General features: G+C 46.6%; 11 protein-coding genes. 3 read left to right on the forward strand and 8 right to left on the reverse strand.

All coding sequences use genetic code 11. The annotated features are described in order from the left end of the window. Positions 1-110: 110 nt before the first annotated feature. The 5 genes from glmU to glpK all read right to left on the reverse strand — a co-directional run bounded on the left by glmU (position 111) and on the right by glpK (position 6,275). The gene (glmU, locus tag ACJ28U_RS02535; protein WP_407618277.1) at positions 111-1,550 is read right to left on the reverse strand and encodes a bifunctional UDP-N-acetylglucosamine diphosphorylase/glucosamine-1-phosphate N-acetyltransferase GlmU; all 1,440 of its coding nucleotides are present in this window, start codon (positions 1,548-1,550) and stop codon (positions 111-113) included. A 20-nt stretch (positions 1,551-1,570) separates the two neighbouring features. Next, entirely contained in the window at positions 1,571-2,425 is an 855-nt protein-coding gene (gene purR, locus ACJ28U_RS02540; RefSeq protein ID WP_010370704.1) for a pur operon repressor, read from the reverse strand. A 169-nt stretch (positions 2,426-2,594) separates the two neighbouring features. After that, the gene (locus ACJ28U_RS02545; RefSeq protein ID WP_099088688.1) at positions 2,595-3,068 is read right to left on the reverse strand and encodes an 8-oxo-dGTP diphosphatase; all 474 of its coding nucleotides are present in this window, start codon (positions 3,066-3,068) and stop codon (positions 2,595-2,597) included. A 78-nt stretch (positions 3,069-3,146) separates the two neighbouring features. After that, entirely contained in the window at positions 3,147-4,610 is a 1,464-nt protein-coding gene (zwf, locus tag ACJ28U_RS02550) for a glucose-6-phosphate dehydrogenase (RefSeq protein WP_043708965.1), read from the reverse strand. Positions 4,611-4,760: 150 nt separating this feature from the next. After that, entirely contained in the window at positions 4,761-6,275 is a 1,515-nt protein-coding gene (gene glpK / locus ACJ28U_RS02555; protein ID WP_099088686.1) for a glycerol kinase GlpK, read from the reverse strand. A gap of 204 nt (positions 6,276-6,479) precedes the next feature. Here glpK and ACJ28U_RS02560 point away from each other — a divergent pair, with 204 nt between their 5' ends. Next, positions 6,480-7,700 carry an MFS transporter gene (locus ACJ28U_RS02560; protein WP_099088685.1) on the forward strand — a complete coding sequence of 407 codons (1,221 nt, stop codon included), beginning with the start codon at positions 6,480-6,482 and terminating at the stop codon, positions 7,698-7,700. 165 nt (positions 7,701-7,865) lie between these two features. On the opposite strand, the gene adhP is transcribed toward ACJ28U_RS02560, so the two are convergent. From adhP to ACJ28U_RS02575, 3 genes are all read right to left on the reverse strand, one after another. Next, positions 7,866-8,912: an alcohol dehydrogenase AdhP gene (adhP, locus tag ACJ28U_RS02565; RefSeq protein WP_010370721.1), complete on the reverse strand. Its 1,047-nt coding sequence runs from the start codon at positions 8,910-8,912 to the stop codon at positions 7,866-7,868. A 182-nt stretch (positions 8,913-9,094) separates the two neighbouring features. Then, the gene (addA, locus tag ACJ28U_RS02570; protein ID WP_407618278.1) at positions 9,095-12,880 is read right to left on the reverse strand and encodes a helicase-exonuclease AddAB subunit AddA; all 3,786 of its coding nucleotides are present in this window, start codon (positions 12,878-12,880) and stop codon (positions 9,095-9,097) included. Positions 12,881-12,883: 3 nt separating this feature from the next. Beyond that, the gene (locus ACJ28U_RS02575) at positions 12,884-16,432 is read right to left on the reverse strand and encodes a PD-(D/E)XK nuclease family protein (protein ID WP_407618279.1); all 3,549 of its coding nucleotides are present in this window, start codon (positions 16,430-16,432) and stop codon (positions 12,884-12,886) included. Positions 16,433-16,664: 232 nt separating this feature from the next. On the opposite strand from ACJ28U_RS02575, the gene ACJ28U_RS02580 reads away from it, so the two are divergent. Together ACJ28U_RS02580 and ACJ28U_RS02585 are read left to right on the forward strand one after the other, a co-directional pair. Then, positions 16,665-17,039: a hypothetical protein gene (locus ACJ28U_RS02580; RefSeq protein WP_145463410.1), complete on the forward strand. Its 375-nt coding sequence runs from the start codon at positions 16,665-16,667 to the stop codon at positions 17,037-17,039. Positions 17,040-17,131: 92 nt separating this feature from the next. Next, entirely contained in the window at positions 17,132-18,613 is a 1,482-nt protein-coding gene (locus ACJ28U_RS02585) for a hypothetical protein (RefSeq protein WP_407618280.1), read from the forward strand. Positions 18,614-18,768 lie beyond the last annotated feature (155 nt).

Below are 18,768 nucleotides of genomic sequence, written 5' to 3' on the forward strand. Positions count from 1 at the left end.
ATCCCATCACAGTTCCCGAAGGTTTTCACATATTCTTCTAATTTCGTTAGCAATGTGTACAAAAAAGCCGAATCAGAATGTCTCTGACCCGGCCTATTTATTATCATCAATTACTTATCGGCTAAGAAAGCATCAAACGCTGCTTTTGCTGCCCGCTTTGCTGATTCCGTATCATCAAACTTCTCATGCAATGGTGTGCGGTTCCAGAAATCAAACTTCGTAATTTGACGTGAACGCGCAATACCCATTGCGTGCGTTGGCACATCATCAGTAATCGTTGATCCAGCCGCAATAAAGGCTTCCGCACCGATATTAACCGGTCCAACAATCTTTGAGTTTGAGCCAATAAAGGCACGATCACCAACATTTGAGTGCCACTTGTGCAAACCATCATAGTTAACGAAGATTGAACCGGCACCGATATTAACGTCCTCACCAACCGTCGCATCACCAAGATATGACAAGTGGCCCATCTTTGATCCCTTACCCAAATGCGCCTTCTTAACTTCTGTGAAGTTTCCAGCGTGGGCTTCAACATCCAAGAATGCCGCCGGACGCAAGTGTGCAAATGGCCCAACTGAAGCGCGTTCGCGAACTTCCGCTTCCTCAAAGTGCGAGGCATCAATTTGGGCACCATCTGCCACAATTGAATCAACCAAGCGTGATCCTGATGTAATCAAGACATTAGAACCAATAACTGTCTTCCCCTTCAAGTAGACATTCGGTTCAATAATCGTATCGTGACCAATCGTTACATCAACGTCAATGTACGTATTGGCTGGGTCGATCAACGTGACCCCGTTACGCATATGCATCTCATTAGTTCGATCACGCAATACCTTGTTTGCCCGAGCCAAAGCGACACGGTCATTAACACCCATCGATTCATCAAAATCATCCATAACAAAGGCACCAACTGTGTGGCCAGCGTTACGCAAAATTTCTAACGTATCAGGCAAGTAGTACTCACCTTGGGCGTTATCATTTGTCACTTGCTTCAAACTCGCAAACAACAATTGATTATCAAACACGTAGACCCCAGTGTTGATTTCATCAACAGCTGCCTCTTCAGGCGTGGCATCTTTTTGTTCAACAATGCGAACCACGTTGCCGTTTTCATCACGAATAATACGACCATAGCCTGTTGGGTTAGGTGCCTTCGCCGTCAAAACAGTTACGGCATTACTAGATTGCTCATGGAAATCAAACAACTTGTTAAACGTATCCACCGTAAATAAAGGCGCATCCCCTGAACCAATCAACGTCATACCATCTGCATCACCCAATTGTGGCTCAGCCATTTGAATGGCATGACCAGTACCAAGTTGTTCTGCTTGCAAAGCAAATTCTGATCGTCCAGCCAACGTTGCTTCAACTTGTTCAGCCCCGTGACCAACAACCGTCACAATTTTTTCTACGCCAGCCTTTTGAGCAGTTTCCAGAACCAACTCAACCATTGGCTTGCCACCAACTTCGTGCAAAACCTTTGGCAAGTCTGACTTCATGCGAGTTCCCTTACCAGCGGCCAAAATAATAACAAAGCGTTGCATGTTTTTTACTTCCTACCTCATTAATCTGCAGATGAAATTTCAGCAGGTGAGCCTTCACCGTAAATTTCTTCAGCATAGTTTCCAGCTTTAACTTTGATGATGCCGTCATCCTTGTTGGTATCAACATGTACCAATGACGTGTACTTATCAATCACACGGTGCTCAACGCGACCTTCCGCAACAACAGCGACACCAACAACTTGGCCTTCGAATTCCTTAACCAAAGATGCCATACCACGAATTGTACCACCAGCCTTCATAAAATCGTCGACAATAAGGACACGTGATCCCATTGGTAATGAGCGTCGTGACAATTCCATCTTTTCAAGCCGTTGTGATTGTCCAGTCACATAGTTAACAGACATCGTGGGACCTTCCGTCACCTTAGTATCATTACGGACAATTACAAATGGCACATTCAATTGTTCAGCAACGGCTTGCGCAACCGGCACACCCTTTGTAGCTGCTGTCATCACGGCATCAATTGGTTCACGCAAATATTGTGTCGCAATCAAACGACCAATGCGTTGTAAGAACCAAGGTTGTCCCAACAAGTCAGACAGGTAGACATAGCCACCTGGCAAGACACGGGTCTCATCGTCAATTGCGTTAACTAATGAGGCAACGAAATCAGCAGCTTCAGATTCAACCATGTATGGCGTAAAGCGTGCCCCACCAGCTGCCCCAGGAATTGTTTCTAGCAAACCAATGCCACGCTCGTGAAAGGTACGCTTCAAAATCGTCAAGTCTTCTGAAATTGATGACTTGGCACTTTCATATAATTCTGCAAATTGCGTCAATGAGACCAAAGTGCGTGGTCGTTCTAACAAGTAACGGGTCATATCGACCAATCGATCACTACGACGTGTTTTCATATTTCTAAACCTCGAACGTTCGGTAATTTTTATAATTATAGGTTTAGTATAACACGTCCGTTCATATAAAAAATCAAAAACAGCTTTAAAACCGAAGACAAACAAAAAAAGCCGACTCTTCAGCCAGCGTTTTTCGGACGTTCGGCTTTTACAAGTTAAACGTTTTAACCTATTGCCATGAAATTGTGCGCTCTTCACCATCGACACGAGCGCCTAATGCTAGCTCATTAATAGCTGGCTCATCAAATACCGGCAGCATCTCTGCGAATGTATTTGGCAGCACATAGGTCCCGTCAAGCAGTTTTTCACGCGTTGTCCAGAAAATTTCACCTTCCCGCCCCGAATGAATGGCACCACTATACGACGTTGTTTTGTACAAGAAGACAATATAACGCGCGCCATTTTCTAGTGGCCATTCCTTAATGCCCATTAATTGAGGCGCTTCAATTTCTAGCCCTGTTTCCTCACGCGCTTCACGAAAAACCGATTGCGTCACCGTTTCACCTACTTCGACGTGCCCGCCGGGAAAAGTCACCCCTGGCCACTTTGGATTTTGACGGTCTTCAACCAAGACTTCATGCGTCATCGGGTTTTCAATCATAATCATGTTCGTTAGTTCAATCGGGGTATACCGTTCTGCCATTTAACTGTCTCCTTATCGCAAAAAGGCACACACCGTTAATAGTGTGTACCTTTTTTAACTCTATTTAGTCCTAACGAATTAGCCCTTGAAGACCCATTCGTTGCCATCCTTGGCCAACAATTCATCTGACGCAACTGGTCCCATTGAACCTGAAACGTAATTAGGGAATTGTTCACGGGTTGCATCCCATGCTTCTTGAATAGCATCAACGAACTTCCAAGCAATTGCCACACCGTTCCAGTCGGCAAAGTTAGATCCGTTACCGTCCATTGCATCGTGAATCATACGTTCGTATGGCTCCGGCGTCAACTTCTTGTCTTCGTCTGAAACCGTCCAGTTCAAGTTAACAACACGCGTCAAGAATTCTGACGTCACGTCCTTGGCGTTAATCTTAAATTCGATACCACCCTTAGGATCGATCAAAATAGTCAAAACTGGGTTTGCCAATTCAACGTCACCACCGAAGATGTTCAAGCCCTTCTTGAAGACAACATCCACACGTGTTGACTTAGCAGCCAAACGCTTTCCTGAACGGATGTAGAATGGCACACCTTCCCAGCGAGGCATCTCAAATTGCAACTTACCAGCCACAAATGTGTTGTTTTGTGAATCAGCTGGCACGTCCATTTCATCCAAGTACTTCTTTTGCGTACCATCAGCAGACTCGCCGTATTGACCACGCACAAAGTTTTCAGCAACTTCTTCACGGTTGTAAATCTTCAATGAATTGAAGGCAGCGTTCTTAGCGGCACGAATATCCGTATCCTTAAATGACGCTGGCTTCTCCATTGCCAACCAACCAATGATTTGCATCGTGTGGTTTTGGATCATATCACGCAAAGCACCAGCTGTATCGTAGTAGCCGGCACGCTCTTCAACACCCAAAACTTCTGACAAAGTCACTTGCACGTTTTCGATGTAATCCTTGTTCCAAGCTGCATCAAACAATGGGTTTCCAAAACGGACAGCCGCAATGTTTTGAACCATTTCCTTACCAAGGTAGTGGTCGATACGGAAGATTTGGGCATCATCAAAGGCTTCTGACAACTCATTTTGCAAGTCTTCAGCAGTGCCAAATGATGTTCCGAATGGCTTTTCAATCATCAAACGGTTGTACTCACCGTTCTCAGTGATCAAACCTTCTGACTTCAAGTACTTGGCAACTGTTCCAAAGAAACGTGGGGCAACTGACATGTAGAAAATGCGGTTACCCTTCAAACCGTACTTAGCATCCAATTCGTTGTTCAACGTCAACATATCTGCATAAGCAGCTGAATCCGTAATATCTTGTTGGATGTAGTAGAAGTGTGAAATAAACTCTTCAGCATTCGCTTGGTCTTCGACGAAGTCAGCAATTGATTCGCGAACCATCTCGTGGAACTCTTCTGTCGTCAATTCTTGACGGGCCGTTCCGATAACGGCGAAGTGTTCTTGCAAGAAGCCCTTCTTGAACAAGTTGTATGTTGATGGGTACAACTTACGCTTAGCCAAATCTCCAGTTCCACCGAAGAATGTCAACAATGTTGTAATTTCTGCAGGCACGATGAATGCTCCTTTACTCTCAAAAAATCAGTTTCATTTCGTATTTCATAATACCAGCATCTCACTACCGGTACCTTTTACAAACATTATAAACTTTTTTACACAAATATGCTACAAAAATGTAAAACGCTTACATTGTAATTTTTCTGATTATTCGGACTCAGATGAAAAGAATTGCGTTGCCCTGACTGCATTTCGCCAGCCAGTTAACAACGTTGCCCGACGTTCTGCCGTCAAACTTGCTGTAAATTGACGTCCTTGTGGCACGTACTGTTCTAAGTCTGACAAATCTTGCCAATAACCAACTGTTAGGCCGGCTAAGAATGCGGCGCCAAGTGGTGTCGTATCTTCATCAATTGCCCGTTCTACTTGAATATCAGCCACATCCGCCTGGAATTGCATCAAGTATGGATTACGCGAAACCGTGCCATCAGCCTTCATTTTAATGACATCATATTTCGACTCAGCTTTCATAATCGCCAAAATGTCCGCCGTCTGATACGCAATGGATTGCAACGTTGCTTTGATAAAATCATTTTTACCCGTGCCTCGCGTCATACCGAAGACTGCCCCACGTACTTGGGGATCCCAGTACGGTGCCCCTAACCCGTTAAAGGCCGGGACAACATATACTTCATCAGCGTTTTCTGATGCTTCTGCCGCTTGCCAGGCATCCAACTGCGTCTCAATCAACCCTAATCGGTCATGAAGCCATTGCACAGCCGAACCAGCTGAGAAAATTGACCCTTCCAACGCATAGGTGGGACGATCCCCCACTTGATAGGCAATGGTTGTGACCAATTGATTGTCGGACATCACCGGTTCATACCCAGTATTCATCAATAAAAAGGCACCTGCGCCATAAGTATTCTTAATCGTGCCAGGCTCTAGCGCCAATTGACCAACTAATGAGGCATTTTGGTCCCCGATTACACTGGCAATCGGCACCCGACCACCGAAAAATTGCATCGGATTCGTGTGCGCAATCACATCGCTACTCGTGTGAACCTGTGGCAACATGGCTGCTGGAATATTGAACAGCGCTAACAATTCAGCATCCCACGCTTGCGTATGAATGTTATATAGCATTGTTCGAGCTGCATTGGACGCATCAGTTGCATGAACTTCCCCGTCCGTAAGCTGCCACACCAACCAAGTATCAACTGTTCCAAAAACTAGGTCGCCAGCTTCAGCTTGCGCCTGGGCACCCGGAACATGATCCAATATCCAACGAATTTTGGTTGCTGAGAAGTACGCACTAACCGGCAGGCCTGTCTTGGCACGGATTAACTCATCGTGACCAGCATTGTGCCACGCATCTGCAATGCTCTGCGACTGTGTTGATGACCAACCAATCGCGTTATAAATCGGTTGGCCGGTGTGGCGGTTCCAAATTAATGTCGTCTCGCGCTGATTGGCAATGCCGATTGCTTTAATTTCATCCCCACGAATACCCGCATTAATTAGTGCATCCGCAATCGCAGTTTGTGCCGTCCGCCAAATATCAAGCGGACGTTGTTCCAACCACCCCGTATGCGGGACGATCGATGTCATCGGAATTGCAGTTGACGTCACGCGTCGTGCATTATGATTAAAAATCACTGCACGTGTCCCCGTTGTTCCCTGATCAATTGCCAAAATATATTCTGGTCGTGTAATAGCCATAATGCGTTCCCCGATTTATTTCGTTTAAAATTTTTTCACTCCCTATTAGTATATCAAGATGTGAGAATGTGCTACACTTTTCTGCATAGAATAAACGGACAGGCACGGTTGCAGTACCGTGCGCGACGTTATATATAGTGGTTACCTACTATGGAATAACGTTAATTACAATTAGTTGTGTCAGCTGACACAATGGAGGATTTTATGGCAATCCAGTCATCACAACAAGATGGCGAAGCGCTCAAACCGCAACACGTTGAGATTAAAGCGCCAATACTCTATATCACCACATTATTCCAATCAACCGGTGCCTCACTCATTTGGCCCATCGCAACATTGTACATGCACAATGTCTTACATGAGACCATGACCATGGCTGGCATGGTCGTGATGGGACTCTCGATTATGATGATGATTGGTAGTTGGGTTGGTGGTCATCTATTTGATCGTTGGAGCCCTTACAAATCAATCTTAGGTGCTGTCGCCTTAGCAACGGCTATGTTGGCGGCCCTGACTTTTTGGCATTCCTGGCCAGTCTTTGCAATTTTCATGCTAATTCTAGGGTTTGCAGATGGAATTATCTACACGCTCTTAAATTCATATGCGGCCACGATTCAGTCGATTGATTCCCGTAAGGTTTTCAATTTGCAATATCTGTTCATGAACGTCGGTGTCGTCGTCGGAACCGCTATTGTCGGTTTTCTATTCAATCACGGCGTACAATTCGTTTTCGGTGGCGCAACAATCATGTATCTTATTTTCTCAATCATGGTTTTCCGCTACTTCAACGTAAAGGGACTCGCCGCCCAAGCGACTAAAGACGCCGCTAAGGCTGCCAAGAGCAATTTCAGGACGCCTGTGCTGATTTATGCCTTGCTCGGTTTGGCCTTCTCCCTTTATATGGGTTATATTCTATGGGAAACCGTCGTTGCAACGCACATGACTGATTTGGGGATGACAACCCAAGATTACTCATTCCTATGGACGATTAACGGTATCGTGATTATCGTCGGGCAAGGTCTGCTAGACCGCATCATCGAAAAGCTGCCATTCCGACTCACTGTCTTAGGCGGAACCGCCTTGTTCGCGGTATCATTCCTATTCCTAATGAACGCGAAGACCTATCCAATGTTCATCTTCACCTTCATGATTTTGACGATTGGTGAAATGTTTGCTAGCCCACAAATGCCCGCTTGGATCGATCACATCAGTGACCCCAACGCCAAAGGTCGGGCGCAAGGCTTCATGACGATGGCCATCTCACTTGGTCGTGCGGTTGGCCCACTATACGGTGGCTTAATGATTGATGGCGGCTCATACAAAGCCTTGTTTGCCTCAATGTTTGGCATCATGATGCTCTTCGTAGTCGTCACCTTTATTCTCGACCGCGCCTCAAGACGTCGCCAACGTCGCCTGGCTAATTAATTGATAACACAAAACAACCCCTGCAGCGTATCCGCTGTCAGGGGTTGTTTTTTATCGTCATCGGAAGATTCGTTATTTTAGGAGTTGTTAATTGCGCGATGACCTTTTGAATGTTCCCTCTCACGTGGAACCCATTATTCAGATCACATCACACAATTTAACTTTTTAGAGACTCTTGAAATCAAAGACCATGCGACCAGTAATCTTGTTGTTGTGCATCGCATCAATCACATCATTAATATCACGGATATCAGCCCGCGTCACGATTGGCTTAACCTTACCTTCTGCACCAAATTGGAAGGCTTCCTTCAAGTCTTCACGTGTTCCAACAAGTGAGCCCTTCACTTCAATACCATCCAAGACCGTCTTCACAACATTCAACTGCATGTCACCCTTTGGCAATGCCACGGCAACCAACTTACCCATTGGTCGCAATGACGCAATTGATTGATCAAACGCTTGTGTGTTAACAGCCGTTACCTGTGCGTTGTGTACCCCGCCAACCTTTTCTTGGATAATAGCAGGCACGTCTTCTGTCTTACGGTTGATGAGCAATTCGGCTCCCATTTGACGAGCTGCTTCCAACTTGTCTGGGTTACCATCGACTGCTACCACGTGGGCACCAAACACATTGTGCGCGTACTGGATGGCCAAGTTACCCAAACCACCGGCCCCAACTACCGAGACCCATTGACCTGGCTTTGTTTCGCCGACCTTAAGCGACTTATACATTGTCACACCGGCACATGTAATTGATGATGCTTCCATCGGATCAAGACCTTCTGGCACCTTAACCGCATATTTAGCGTTGACGACTACTTGTTGCGCCATCGCCCCATCAACTGAGAAACCAGCATTACGCACCTTACGGCAGAACGTTTCATTTCCCGTGTTGCAGTACTCACAGTTTCCACAAGCATCATAGAACCAAGCAATTGAAACGCGATCACCTAACTTCAAGTAATCCGATGCGCCTTCACCAAGCTTCGTCACGATTCCAACTCCTTCGTGCCCAATAACACGACGGAATTCGCGTGGATTAATCTCATTCGGATTACCGAAATCACCATTGGCGACGTGCAAATCAGTGTGGCAAAGACCACTGTATTCTACATCAACCAGCGCCTCACCAAATCCCAAGGCGCGGGGTTGCCAATCATCAATCAAGTCTACAAATCCATCTGGCGTTTCACGAACAACTGCTGCTTTCATGTCTAATCTCCTCGTGTTAACAATGACTATTTGTTCTTTTCTTCACAAACATTATTATAAACGAGTTGTTTTCTTTTGCAAGCGCTTTCTTGGAATCTAATCAAGAATTTTTTGTGTGTTTTTATAAATCGGAACCTGAAAAAAGCGCCCTCCCAAATGGCGGACGCTTCACTTCTTTTAAGTTAGTCTAATGCGATGATTTTCTCTGCACTAAAGGCATAAATAAACCGACGTGGCATCGGCTTTCCCATCGCTATTAGCGCCTGTGCATAAACGTTCAATTGACCTGAATAACGTTGCGTGAGTGTTTCAGTCGCTGTTTCAGGTGTTACCCGATCAGTCTTATAATCAAACAACCACACCTCATTATCAACTTGGAAATAACCATCAATAATACCGTGAATCAAAACTTTTTCTGATCCCTGGAAGTCTTTGTACAGACGATCTGCATCCAGCAAAAGCGAGAACTGCACTTCACGTTGCAAAGAGTCAGCATGCGCCACCATTTGCTTGCCCAAAGGCGAATTCGTGAAGAAACGTTCAATCTTAGACAACGAAATCAGATGGGCCACCTTAACTTCGATTAACTCTTGGTCAACCAAATCGGCCACCAGCGCGCGCAAGTCAGCCTGAGTCGGTGCTCCTGTCGATAGATCAACGCGTTGCATAACTAAGTGCGTTGCAGTTCCAATCGCAGCTGATGAAATACGCGTTTCTGCTTCTTGCATAAAGGTTGGCTCCGGTAATGTTTCATCCGTAAAACGCAATCCTGCAAATTCATCTGCTTGGATACGCCCATCGACTAAGCCGCGACCAGCTGCCAAATCTGGATCTTCAAATAAGCGTTTAATTTCTGAAACTGACTGGTACGCCGTGGCGCGGGTCGCCTCATCAAATTGATAATCAAATTGCAATACCGAACGCCAATCATTGATGATGCCGTCCTGCGTGGCACCGGTCTTTTCTGATGTCGACTCAGACATTGGCATCGCTTGATAGGCATCAACTAGTGCGCGTAAATCAGCCCCATTCACGATTTCTAAGCCAAAGTTAAACGGTTGCTTTGGTGCTTTCGTCCGAATTTCACCGAAATCAACAACATCCTTATCATCGTAAGCTGTCAGCACGTTAGCCAATTCTGGTGCCTTTGGATGGCGCATCAAGGCCATCCCCATCAAATCCATGAACGACTTTCCTTCAAGGCGGGCCCACTCTGGCAACATCCACTCCGTGCCCGCTTCAGCTAACGACCACTTATCCCATAGGGCTTTCACACTGTCATACGCCCCCACCATAAACAAGTGTTGTTCAGCACGCGTTAGCGCAACATAGAGCACCCGTAATTGTTCGGCGAAAGCGCCACGAACGCGCGCTTGTTTAACGAATTCGCGTTGTGGCGTCGGTAGCTTGAGGTGGTGATCCAAATCAATGTAATCCATCCCGGCCCCAGCTTCAGCATCAAGCAGAATGTCACCCATTGTTTCGCGCTGACTAATCATGCGACGGGTACTATTCAGGACAAACACAATCGGAAACTCCAGCCCCTTCGAGTGGTGAATCGTCATCAATGAGACACTGTCGCTCGCCACGTTTGCATCCGCTTCACCGAGGTCTTTGTCCTGACTTTGTAGCTGCGTCACATAATTAATAAATTGATACAAGCCGACGAAGCTACTCTTTTGGTAAGCGGCAGCCCGTTCATACAATGCATGCAGATTAGCTTGACGCTGCGGACCAGATGGTAACCCACCGACATAATCCAGCCACCCCGTTGTGTTATAAATCTGCCATAGCAAATCCACAATTTGGTTTTGGACAGCCAACGTCCGGAAGCTCTCCAAATCCGCTAGGAAACGTTGCACCGCCGCAATCGTCTCATTAACCTGGGTCTCAGAAACGCCGGCAACGGCAATTGTCAACGCATTATTTGCTAACGCTTGCACCGCTGTATAGAAATCTTCCGTCATCGCTTGCGTTCGAATTAACGCTAAGCCGTTTTCATCAATGTTATATAGTGGTGAACGCAATACTGCTGCCAACGGTATATCTTGGTGTGGGTTATCAATCACCTGCAACAAGCTCATCATGACTGAAATTTCAGTCGTTTGGAAATAACTCTCTGCCCCATTAACGACGATGGGAATGTCCATTTCACGGAACACATCCAAGACATCCAAATTTTGATTCTTAGTTGGCACCAAAACCGTCATATCACTATACGTCACCGGTCGCTTTTCGCCGGCTTTACGATCAAATATTTCAAACTTGGTGTCGATTAACTCCCTAATTTTCAACGCCATCATCCGAATTTGACCCGTTGCTTTCGTAAAGCCATACTCATTGGCAACCTCCGGACCGTCATCAGCATCGTCTGTTGTTGTCCCATCATCTAGGTACACCATCATTTCCGCTTCTTTGGGCAAGTCAGCTGGATAATAATCGGCCCCGGCGACCAATTCTGCTTCGCCAGTGTATTCAACATCACCCAACCCGTCGCTCATGATTTGCGCAAAAATAAAGTTGATGAAATTCGTGACGTTTGGTTGTGAGCGGAAGTTTTCCTGCAGTGTAATCAACGTATTGCCCGGCGTTTGTGGGTACGTCGCGAGTTTATGACCAAACAAAGTTGGATCCGCCTGACGGAATTTATAAATCGACTGTTTAATATCACCCACTTGGAACGTATTATCACCGCTCGCAATAAAACTTAAAATCGCTTCTTGCAGCTGATTCGTATCTTGATACTCATCAACCATCACTTCGTTATAACGTGATTGCAACTCAGCCTGCACTGTCGGTTGGCTGACAATTTGAAGCGCAAAGTGTTCCAAATCATTAAAATCTAGGACCTTACGACGTAACTTTTCTGCTAAAAAGGCCTCACGAAAGTTTTGCGTAAATGCGACTAATTCGGTAATGACTTCACCAGCCCCACGCACAGCTAGTTGCATGGCCGCTTCATCCAAGGCAAAAAAGCCCTTTTGTAATGCCTCCAATCGTTCCTTAATACGTTCACGCTGGGTCTTCACCAGTTCCCAGGCGGCTTTTAGTTCAGGATCATGCTTTGCAGTAAAATTCTTGCGCTTGCCGTCTGCGCCAGTCCCCCAGCCCATCACATCGGCTGACAAAAAGGCTTGGCGCATATCGTCCCAACTAACCGTCGCATCCTGGACGACTTGCAATAACCGTTGGTAGGTGTCGGTATCCGTCTGCAAATTTAATAAACGGTTCAAAGCAGGCGCTTCATCCATCGTATCGGGCGCTTGATTCAGTAATTGCTCAGCCTGTGTCACTAGCGTCTGCAATTCAGACGTCATAATTGGCAACATCTGATTCTGATAGAACGGCGTCTCAGTCAACGAACCGGCAATTTCATATTGTGCAGCCAACCCTTCTAACCACGCTGTCGTATCTGGTCGCGCCATGGCAAAGTTGAACAGCGTAAAAACGGCTTCCTGCAACGTCCGATCGTCCGTCGACCCTGAAGCGAATTGCGAAGCAAAACGGGCAAACGCTTGGCCCTTGTCATCAGCGTAACGCGCCTCTAATAGATCGCCATACACTTCCATCATCAACAACGTCCGTTCGGCATCATCAGATAGACGGAACTGGGGGTCCAAATCGATAGTGTAGTGATATTGTTCAATCAACCGCAGAGCAAACGCGTGCAACGTTGAAATGTTGGCGACGTTTAACAATCGCAATTGCTTCAACAGGTGTTGGCGTTGTGCACCCTCAGACTCGGCTAAGGCGCTACGAATCGCACCTTCAAGTCGCTCTTTCATTTCCGCAGCAGCGGCTTCTGTAAACGTCACAATCAAAAACTCATTTACATTTTCCCCCGCTAACAAGCGACGGGTCACACGTTCAACCAACACACGAGTCTTACCCGATCCCGCTGAGGCAGACACCAAAATATTTTCACCGCGTGCCGTAATGGCGGCTTCTTGTGATGCTGTAAAATTCATGGTCTAGTCGTCCTCCTCGTCTGTAATAACTGATTGCATCGCTGCCAAAGCATCCTTAGCATCTAGCTTTTTAATATTGCGATACTGATTCCCCATCATGGCATCAAACATCATGACTGGCTTAAACGGCGTATACATCATCCCAGTTTTGTTTGGGCCATCGCGGAATGGTAACAACGGAAACTGCCCGGCCAAAATTTGGCTCGCAATCTGGCGGATTTTGACTTCATTAAAGGCCAACAGAATATCCAAATCGGCTTCATCGACGACGTCTGCCGCCTTCGCAAACGATCCGTTTTTATTACGTTTGATGGCAAATGGTGCCTTCACACCATCGACGCCCTCAAGTCGCTCAATATAGGCCTCATCATTGCGCAAAACCCCGCGATAGGTACCTTGGTTTGCCGCTGCCACATCAGCTTGCGTCTGTAAATCAGCCAATGTATCACCTGCGATATCCTTGACCTTAATCCACGGATTTTGGAGTGACCAGAAGACGGCCCCGCCCATCTCACTTGGTGGTAACACCGTCGCATTCGCCAGCATAGCCGTCCAATAAGTCATTAATTGCAACTCCAACCCGGCGAAGGCCTGGGTGTAATCAAATGTCCGCTTGCCTGACTTATAATCAACAATCGTCAAAAAGTTGCCAGTCGGAGTTTCAACCAAATCATACCGATCAACCTTACCGCGGACCGTCACCTTACCTAAGGGTAATTCGTACTGGACTGGCTTGAGCTTACTATGTGGTAAGCCAAAGCCGGCCTCAACACCTAATGTGTGAACACCACCATCGACCAACTGCCCACGTTTCATATTCAGCACTGTATCATGAACTTGAGCGGCCAAACGTTGCGTCAAAAACGTCATTCGCGCAGAACTGCTGAAGATATCAAACGTGGCATCCCCACTGCGTAGCAAGCCGTTCAAGATATTGCGTTCCAGGTTTTCTAGCTCACTATCTGTTAATTCGCTTAACGTTTTGTCTTGGCGAATCAATTCAGCGAACAACTGCTCTAGAATTGTGTGCATCAACGTCCCCTTTTCAGCCGGCGTTAGTTGCAAAACTTGTCGCTCCTTGAGACGCAAGCCGTACTGCAGGAAGAACTCAAAGGGGTTCTTGGCATAATTTTCTAAACGTGAAATCGACACCTTCAAATCATTACTAAATAACTGACTCATCAGTGATGCCAAGATTTGTTGCGGCTCATTACGATACGTCAGGCCACCCATCAACCGTGCCGTCTTATCCGGTGCTATTTGGCTAACTTGTTGTTGCAAGGTTTGCCAAGCGCTACTCAATGTGCCGGCGGGTTGCTGATTAGCCGCTTGGCGATTCACGCTAACCAAATGCGCTAATGTACTATCAACCGTGCCGACATAATCGCTAATGCGCATCGTATTCGGATCTGGCAACGCTGCAAAATGGCGGACCGGCACGTTAAATTGTTTTGCTAAGCGGGTAACATACGTTGATGGTTGTTGGCTACCTTCGCCATCACTAGTTGCATAGAGCCAAATCAAACGATCAGCAGCCGTCATCATCGCACTATACATCAGCAATGATTCTTGTGCCATTTGCTGTTCAGATGTTTCCCGCAAGAACGCGTGCTCTGGTAACCGATCCTGCAAGATTTCTCGGTCACCGTCATGCAACAATGCTTTTGTACGTGTCGTTGCTGGTAAATTCACACTGGTGGCACCAAAAACAATCACCGTATGGTAACCCTGGCGTTGCACAATGCCACTTTCCGACACGCGGACTTGATCCATCGTAGCTGGAATACCCGTGTACTTAGCACTATCAAAGGCCGCCTTCAGCAATTCTTGCAGCTCCGCAATCGTCATTGGCGTATGATCAAAGACCGCGACAAAATCATCTAGCACACCAATAAACGTGCGCCAAACTTGTTCTGGCTGCTGAGCCGTCCACAAGTCTCCCTGTGCAATCGCCGCATCACGCCATGCTAGCAAACGTTGTTGCATGCCAATTTCTGTTAGGAAGAGGTAGAGACGTCGTGCCATCTCGCGCGCATCTGGCGCCTTGGCAAGATCTGCCAAGAACGGTGCCACAACGGTGCTAATTTGATCATGAATCAGCGCCAATTGCGCATCCTTTCCCGCCACATGTTCCCGCAAAACTTCATCATCTGAATCGGCGACGTTACGATCAAATTGCCAAGGTTGCTTATCTGTCCAGCGCCATCCTGGGGTATTTTTAGCCAATACGTAATTCTCGGTTTCCGCCAACGCTTCCCGGTACTCAGCGACGCTCACATCTGCTGGAATCAGTAATTCCGTTTTCAACAAGCCCATGACATCCGCGATTGTATACGCCGGTGCTAAGCGGAAAAGTTTATCAAGAAAGGCCACTAGGGGATGGGCCGCCATCGGCCGGTCCAAATCCATGAATACCGGAATTTGATAGCGTGCAAAAACTGCCGGCAACATGTTTTCATACTGTCCTAAATCTCGGGTCATTAACATGAAGTCCCGGTAGCGGCGCTTGCCACTAGCCACTTCTTGACGAATCATGCGGGCCATCTGTTCAATTTCTTGATAGCGCGTCGTCGCCTGCCAAATCGCCAAATCCTTGGGGCTTGGCGTCTGACTGTTGGGTTTCACGCCTTCTTGTTCGTAATCAATCCAAAATGCTTCAACTGTCGTCAGTGTTTCACTGACTGGTCGTTGCACGGTCACACTGCTTGCGGTAACCGCCACTTGATGGTCGGTCGCAAACTGACGCAATTGCTGTGCTAAGCGCTTAGGCCGATAAAATAAATCATTTTCTGACAAACTCTCTGCTGTCACGCTGGCCGAACCATCATCAGCCGGCAGGGCAATCGTGACGCCCCCTGCCCGTTCGATTAACGCTTCAACCACGCCACGTTCTGGGGTCGTCATTTGGGAATAACCATTAATGAAATAGTAGTGGTGTGAGACATCCGTCTTCTCAGTTGCTAAATAAACCCGTAAGGCTGCCAATAATTGACTGCTTAAATACTGGTTGCGCGCAGCTAATTCTTGATCCAAGGCCTCACCAATCAAAGCTAAGTCATGGAGTTTCATTTGAAGCGTCCCTTGTTGGGTTAAGGCATCCGCCATGTCACGAACTTCTTGCCATGACAAGCCAGCTTGCTTAAGTTCCAAAATTTGACTCGCAAACTGGCTAATAAAACCTTGCTTCGTTAATAGGTTACCGTACAATTCAAGTTCCGTTTGATGCGCCCGTAACAATGATTGCACCAGCATTGTCATCCCCGTCGCTGACAAGTTGGCTTGCCGATAGATGGGATCGTTTTGCATGTAGTACCAAGCCAAACGACTCAGTGAAAAAACCTGCACATTTGGCACAGCAACTGCCGCGCCATGCCGATCCTGTAGGGTTGCTAGTCGGTTCAAAACCTGAATTTCCGTTTCAAACTTAATGTGGTTCGGGACCACATAAAAGATTTCCGCTTGATCATCAGCCGCTAACGTAGCTTGGACACGTTCGAGCAACGCTAATTCATGGTCTGAGCTTGCCCGACCAAACAATAATTCAAGTGCCATTTGCCCCTCCTTTAAAAAGTGCTTTGTTGGGTCCATTTTACCAGTTATCTTAGGTTTCCCCTAATCTCTCTCATGCAACACCCAACCACCAAAAGTTCCGCTGGTTTCGTTGAAGGCACTTACTAAAAATGCTAAAATAATACAGCATGACTGGACACTTTTGAGAGAGATGTCCGATTTCAAGTGTGAATTAAGAGATATAAAAAAAGAGATTATATAGTTTGTTATAGAAATGGAGAATGCTGTCATGATGTCACCTCACTCAGTTGACACGACACATGTATCCGCCACGCCTGAAACCAAGGTGACACCTCGACGCAAAGCAAAGAAGTTTGATATCGTAAACTTCTTGTTACCCGTCTTTATCGGCCTTTACGGTATATCGAGTGTGGCAGATACAATGATTCGACCGGTTCAAGTCGGTATCGTGGCCCTTTCACTAGGGTTATTATCAATTGCCATTCTCTTAGGCGTTATTCGCGTCGTCCGTACAGCGGTTCGACGTAACTCTATAAAGCGAGCTATTTTAGGAAACCTACCTTTATTTGGTCTGATAGTTGCTTGGATTTTGAAAGCCATTTCCTTTAGTTACTACTTTACGCGTTAACATTTTCTAGTTTTACGGATAAATGATTTAACTCATACAAACCCATGTATAATATACGGGAATGTATGGTTTATAGAGAAAAGAGAGAAAAAATGAAAGAGACTACGAGTAAGTACCTGGTCCGCGGATTAGCGACCGGTCTACTTTTAACAGGTTTGGGTGCTGGTTACACCACAACCAACGTAGCCGCGGATGATGTGATCCCTGGTCAAGAGCAAACCGCTCCGGTTACACAGTCACAATCTTTCACGGTTACGTTTAAAAATATGTATATTGGCAGTTCACATCTCGGGGATGCAATTAGCATTAACGTTACCGCAGATGCTGCCGGCAATTATATTGCTACTATTCCTGACAATTTCCTACAAAATAGAATTGCAACAACTAACTTACCAGCAGACATTGATCAAAATGCCTATTCATTTATTAATGATCAATCAGTGACGCTAAATGTTGATTACCTAACATCACACGGACTAAACGGGACCACTATCCCTGTCTATTTCGCTGGAAACTCAAGTGCAACAGATGTCGCCAATTCGGATGCCCAACGTGCGTCAGATATTGCGACATCCGAAGGTGTTGAAGCAGAAGCCAACGCCGATAATGCGCGTGCGTCTGCTATCGCTGCCTCACAAGCTGCTGAAGCTTCAGCAGCTTCATACAACGCGATGGTGTCATCATTGGCCGCTCAAGAAGAATCAGCTGCATCCGCTTCGCTAGCTGCATTACAAGCAACTCAAAACGTTAGCTATCCTGCACCATCAGATTCAATCAACGTGCCTAGCGAAGCGCCTGAACCCGTGACACCTCACGGAAGTATGGCACCTAGCTCCGTCGCACCGAGTGAAGGTCCTGAATCAATCGCGCCAAGTTACAGTAGTTCGCTAAGCGTCGTGCCAAGTTCAATTACTTTGCCTAAGAGTAGCGACTTGCCAGGTTCGGTTGCACCAAGTAATAGTGTGCCAATGCCACCTGTGTCATCAATCGACTCAAGTGCATCTGCAGCACCAATTACATCTGCAAGCAGTGCTTCACAAACGTCAGTTGCCCCTTCGGAGTCAGCCGTCAGCGTTGCACCACGTAACGTTCGTCAGACGCCAAAGCCAGCTATCGACTTAGCGACAGTCACGGCGGCGTCTGTGCTCACTTCAGTTAATGCAACAACGCAGGCTTTAGCACCAAAGCTGGTTGCTGAGCGCGCATCTCAAAAAAGCGTAGCTGCGGCCAAGCAAACGACTGATACACCTGCAACAACTGACACGGTCACAACTACCAATGCTTCACAGCCAACTCAAACGGCCGTGGCTAGTGTTGCCCACCAAGCGACCGTTGCCGAAGCAGCACAGAAAAATGCATTACCTAATATTTTCAAGAACAATACGACAACCCACTTAGATTTGACAAATAACACACCAGCTTATAAGCCGGAATCTACTTTCAACACGGGTAACGTTACCTCTGTTGCGTCAATTTTGGTTTCAGCCTTCTCTGGTTTCGCTTACTTCCTTGGCGGCGTGCCAAAGGGTGTTACGCGTTTCTTCGATTGGATGTTCAATCTATTCGGTAAGTAAACTTAATCAACAATAAAAGAGGCTGGGACAAAACTCAGCTGAACATTTTGAATAAAAGCAGGCGCAAACCCATGTATATCAAGGGTTTGCGCCTGCTTTTTGGTATAATAGTGGTAATAAAGGCAAAGAAAAAGACGTTGAGCGGCAACTCAACG

It is taken from the genome of Weissella sp. MSCH1 (assembly GCF_045799135.1).
Classification (GTDB): domain Bacteria; phylum Bacillota; class Bacilli; order Lactobacillales; family Lactobacillaceae; genus Weissella.

Coding starts and splice junctions, on each gene's coding strand:
- purR (WP_010370704.1), bottom strand. CDS start 2,425: ATGAAAACACGTCGTAGTGATCGATTGGTCGATATGACCCGTTACTTG.
- addA (WP_407618278.1), bottom strand. CDS start 12,880: ATGAATTTTACAGCATCACAAGAAGCCGCCATTACGGCACGCGGTGAA.
- glmU (WP_407618277.1), bottom strand. CDS start 1,550: ATGCAACGCTTTGTTATTATTTTGGCCGCTGGTAAGGGAACTCGCATG.
- ACJ28U_RS02585 (WP_407618280.1), top strand. CDS start 17,132: ATGAAAGAGACTACGAGTAAGTACCTGGTCCGCGGATTAGCGACCGGT.
- ACJ28U_RS02575 (WP_407618279.1), bottom strand. CDS start 16,432: ATGGCACTTGAATTATTGTTTGGTCGGGCAAGCTCAGACCATGAATTA.
- glpK (WP_099088686.1), bottom strand. CDS start 6,275: ATGGCTATTACACGACCAGAATATATTTTGGCAATTGATCAGGGAACA.
- ACJ28U_RS02580 (WP_145463410.1), top strand. CDS start 16,665: ATGGAGAATGCTGTCATGATGTCACCTCACTCAGTTGACACGACACAT.
- ACJ28U_RS02560 (WP_099088685.1), top strand. CDS start 6,480: ATGGCAATCCAGTCATCACAACAAGATGGCGAAGCGCTCAAACCGCAA.
- adhP (WP_010370721.1), bottom strand. CDS start 8,912: ATGAAAGCAGCAGTTGTTCGTGAAACGCCAGATGGATTTGTAGACTTG.
- ACJ28U_RS02545 (WP_099088688.1), bottom strand. CDS start 3,068: ATGGCAGAACGGTATACCCCGATTGAACTAACGAACATGATTATGATT.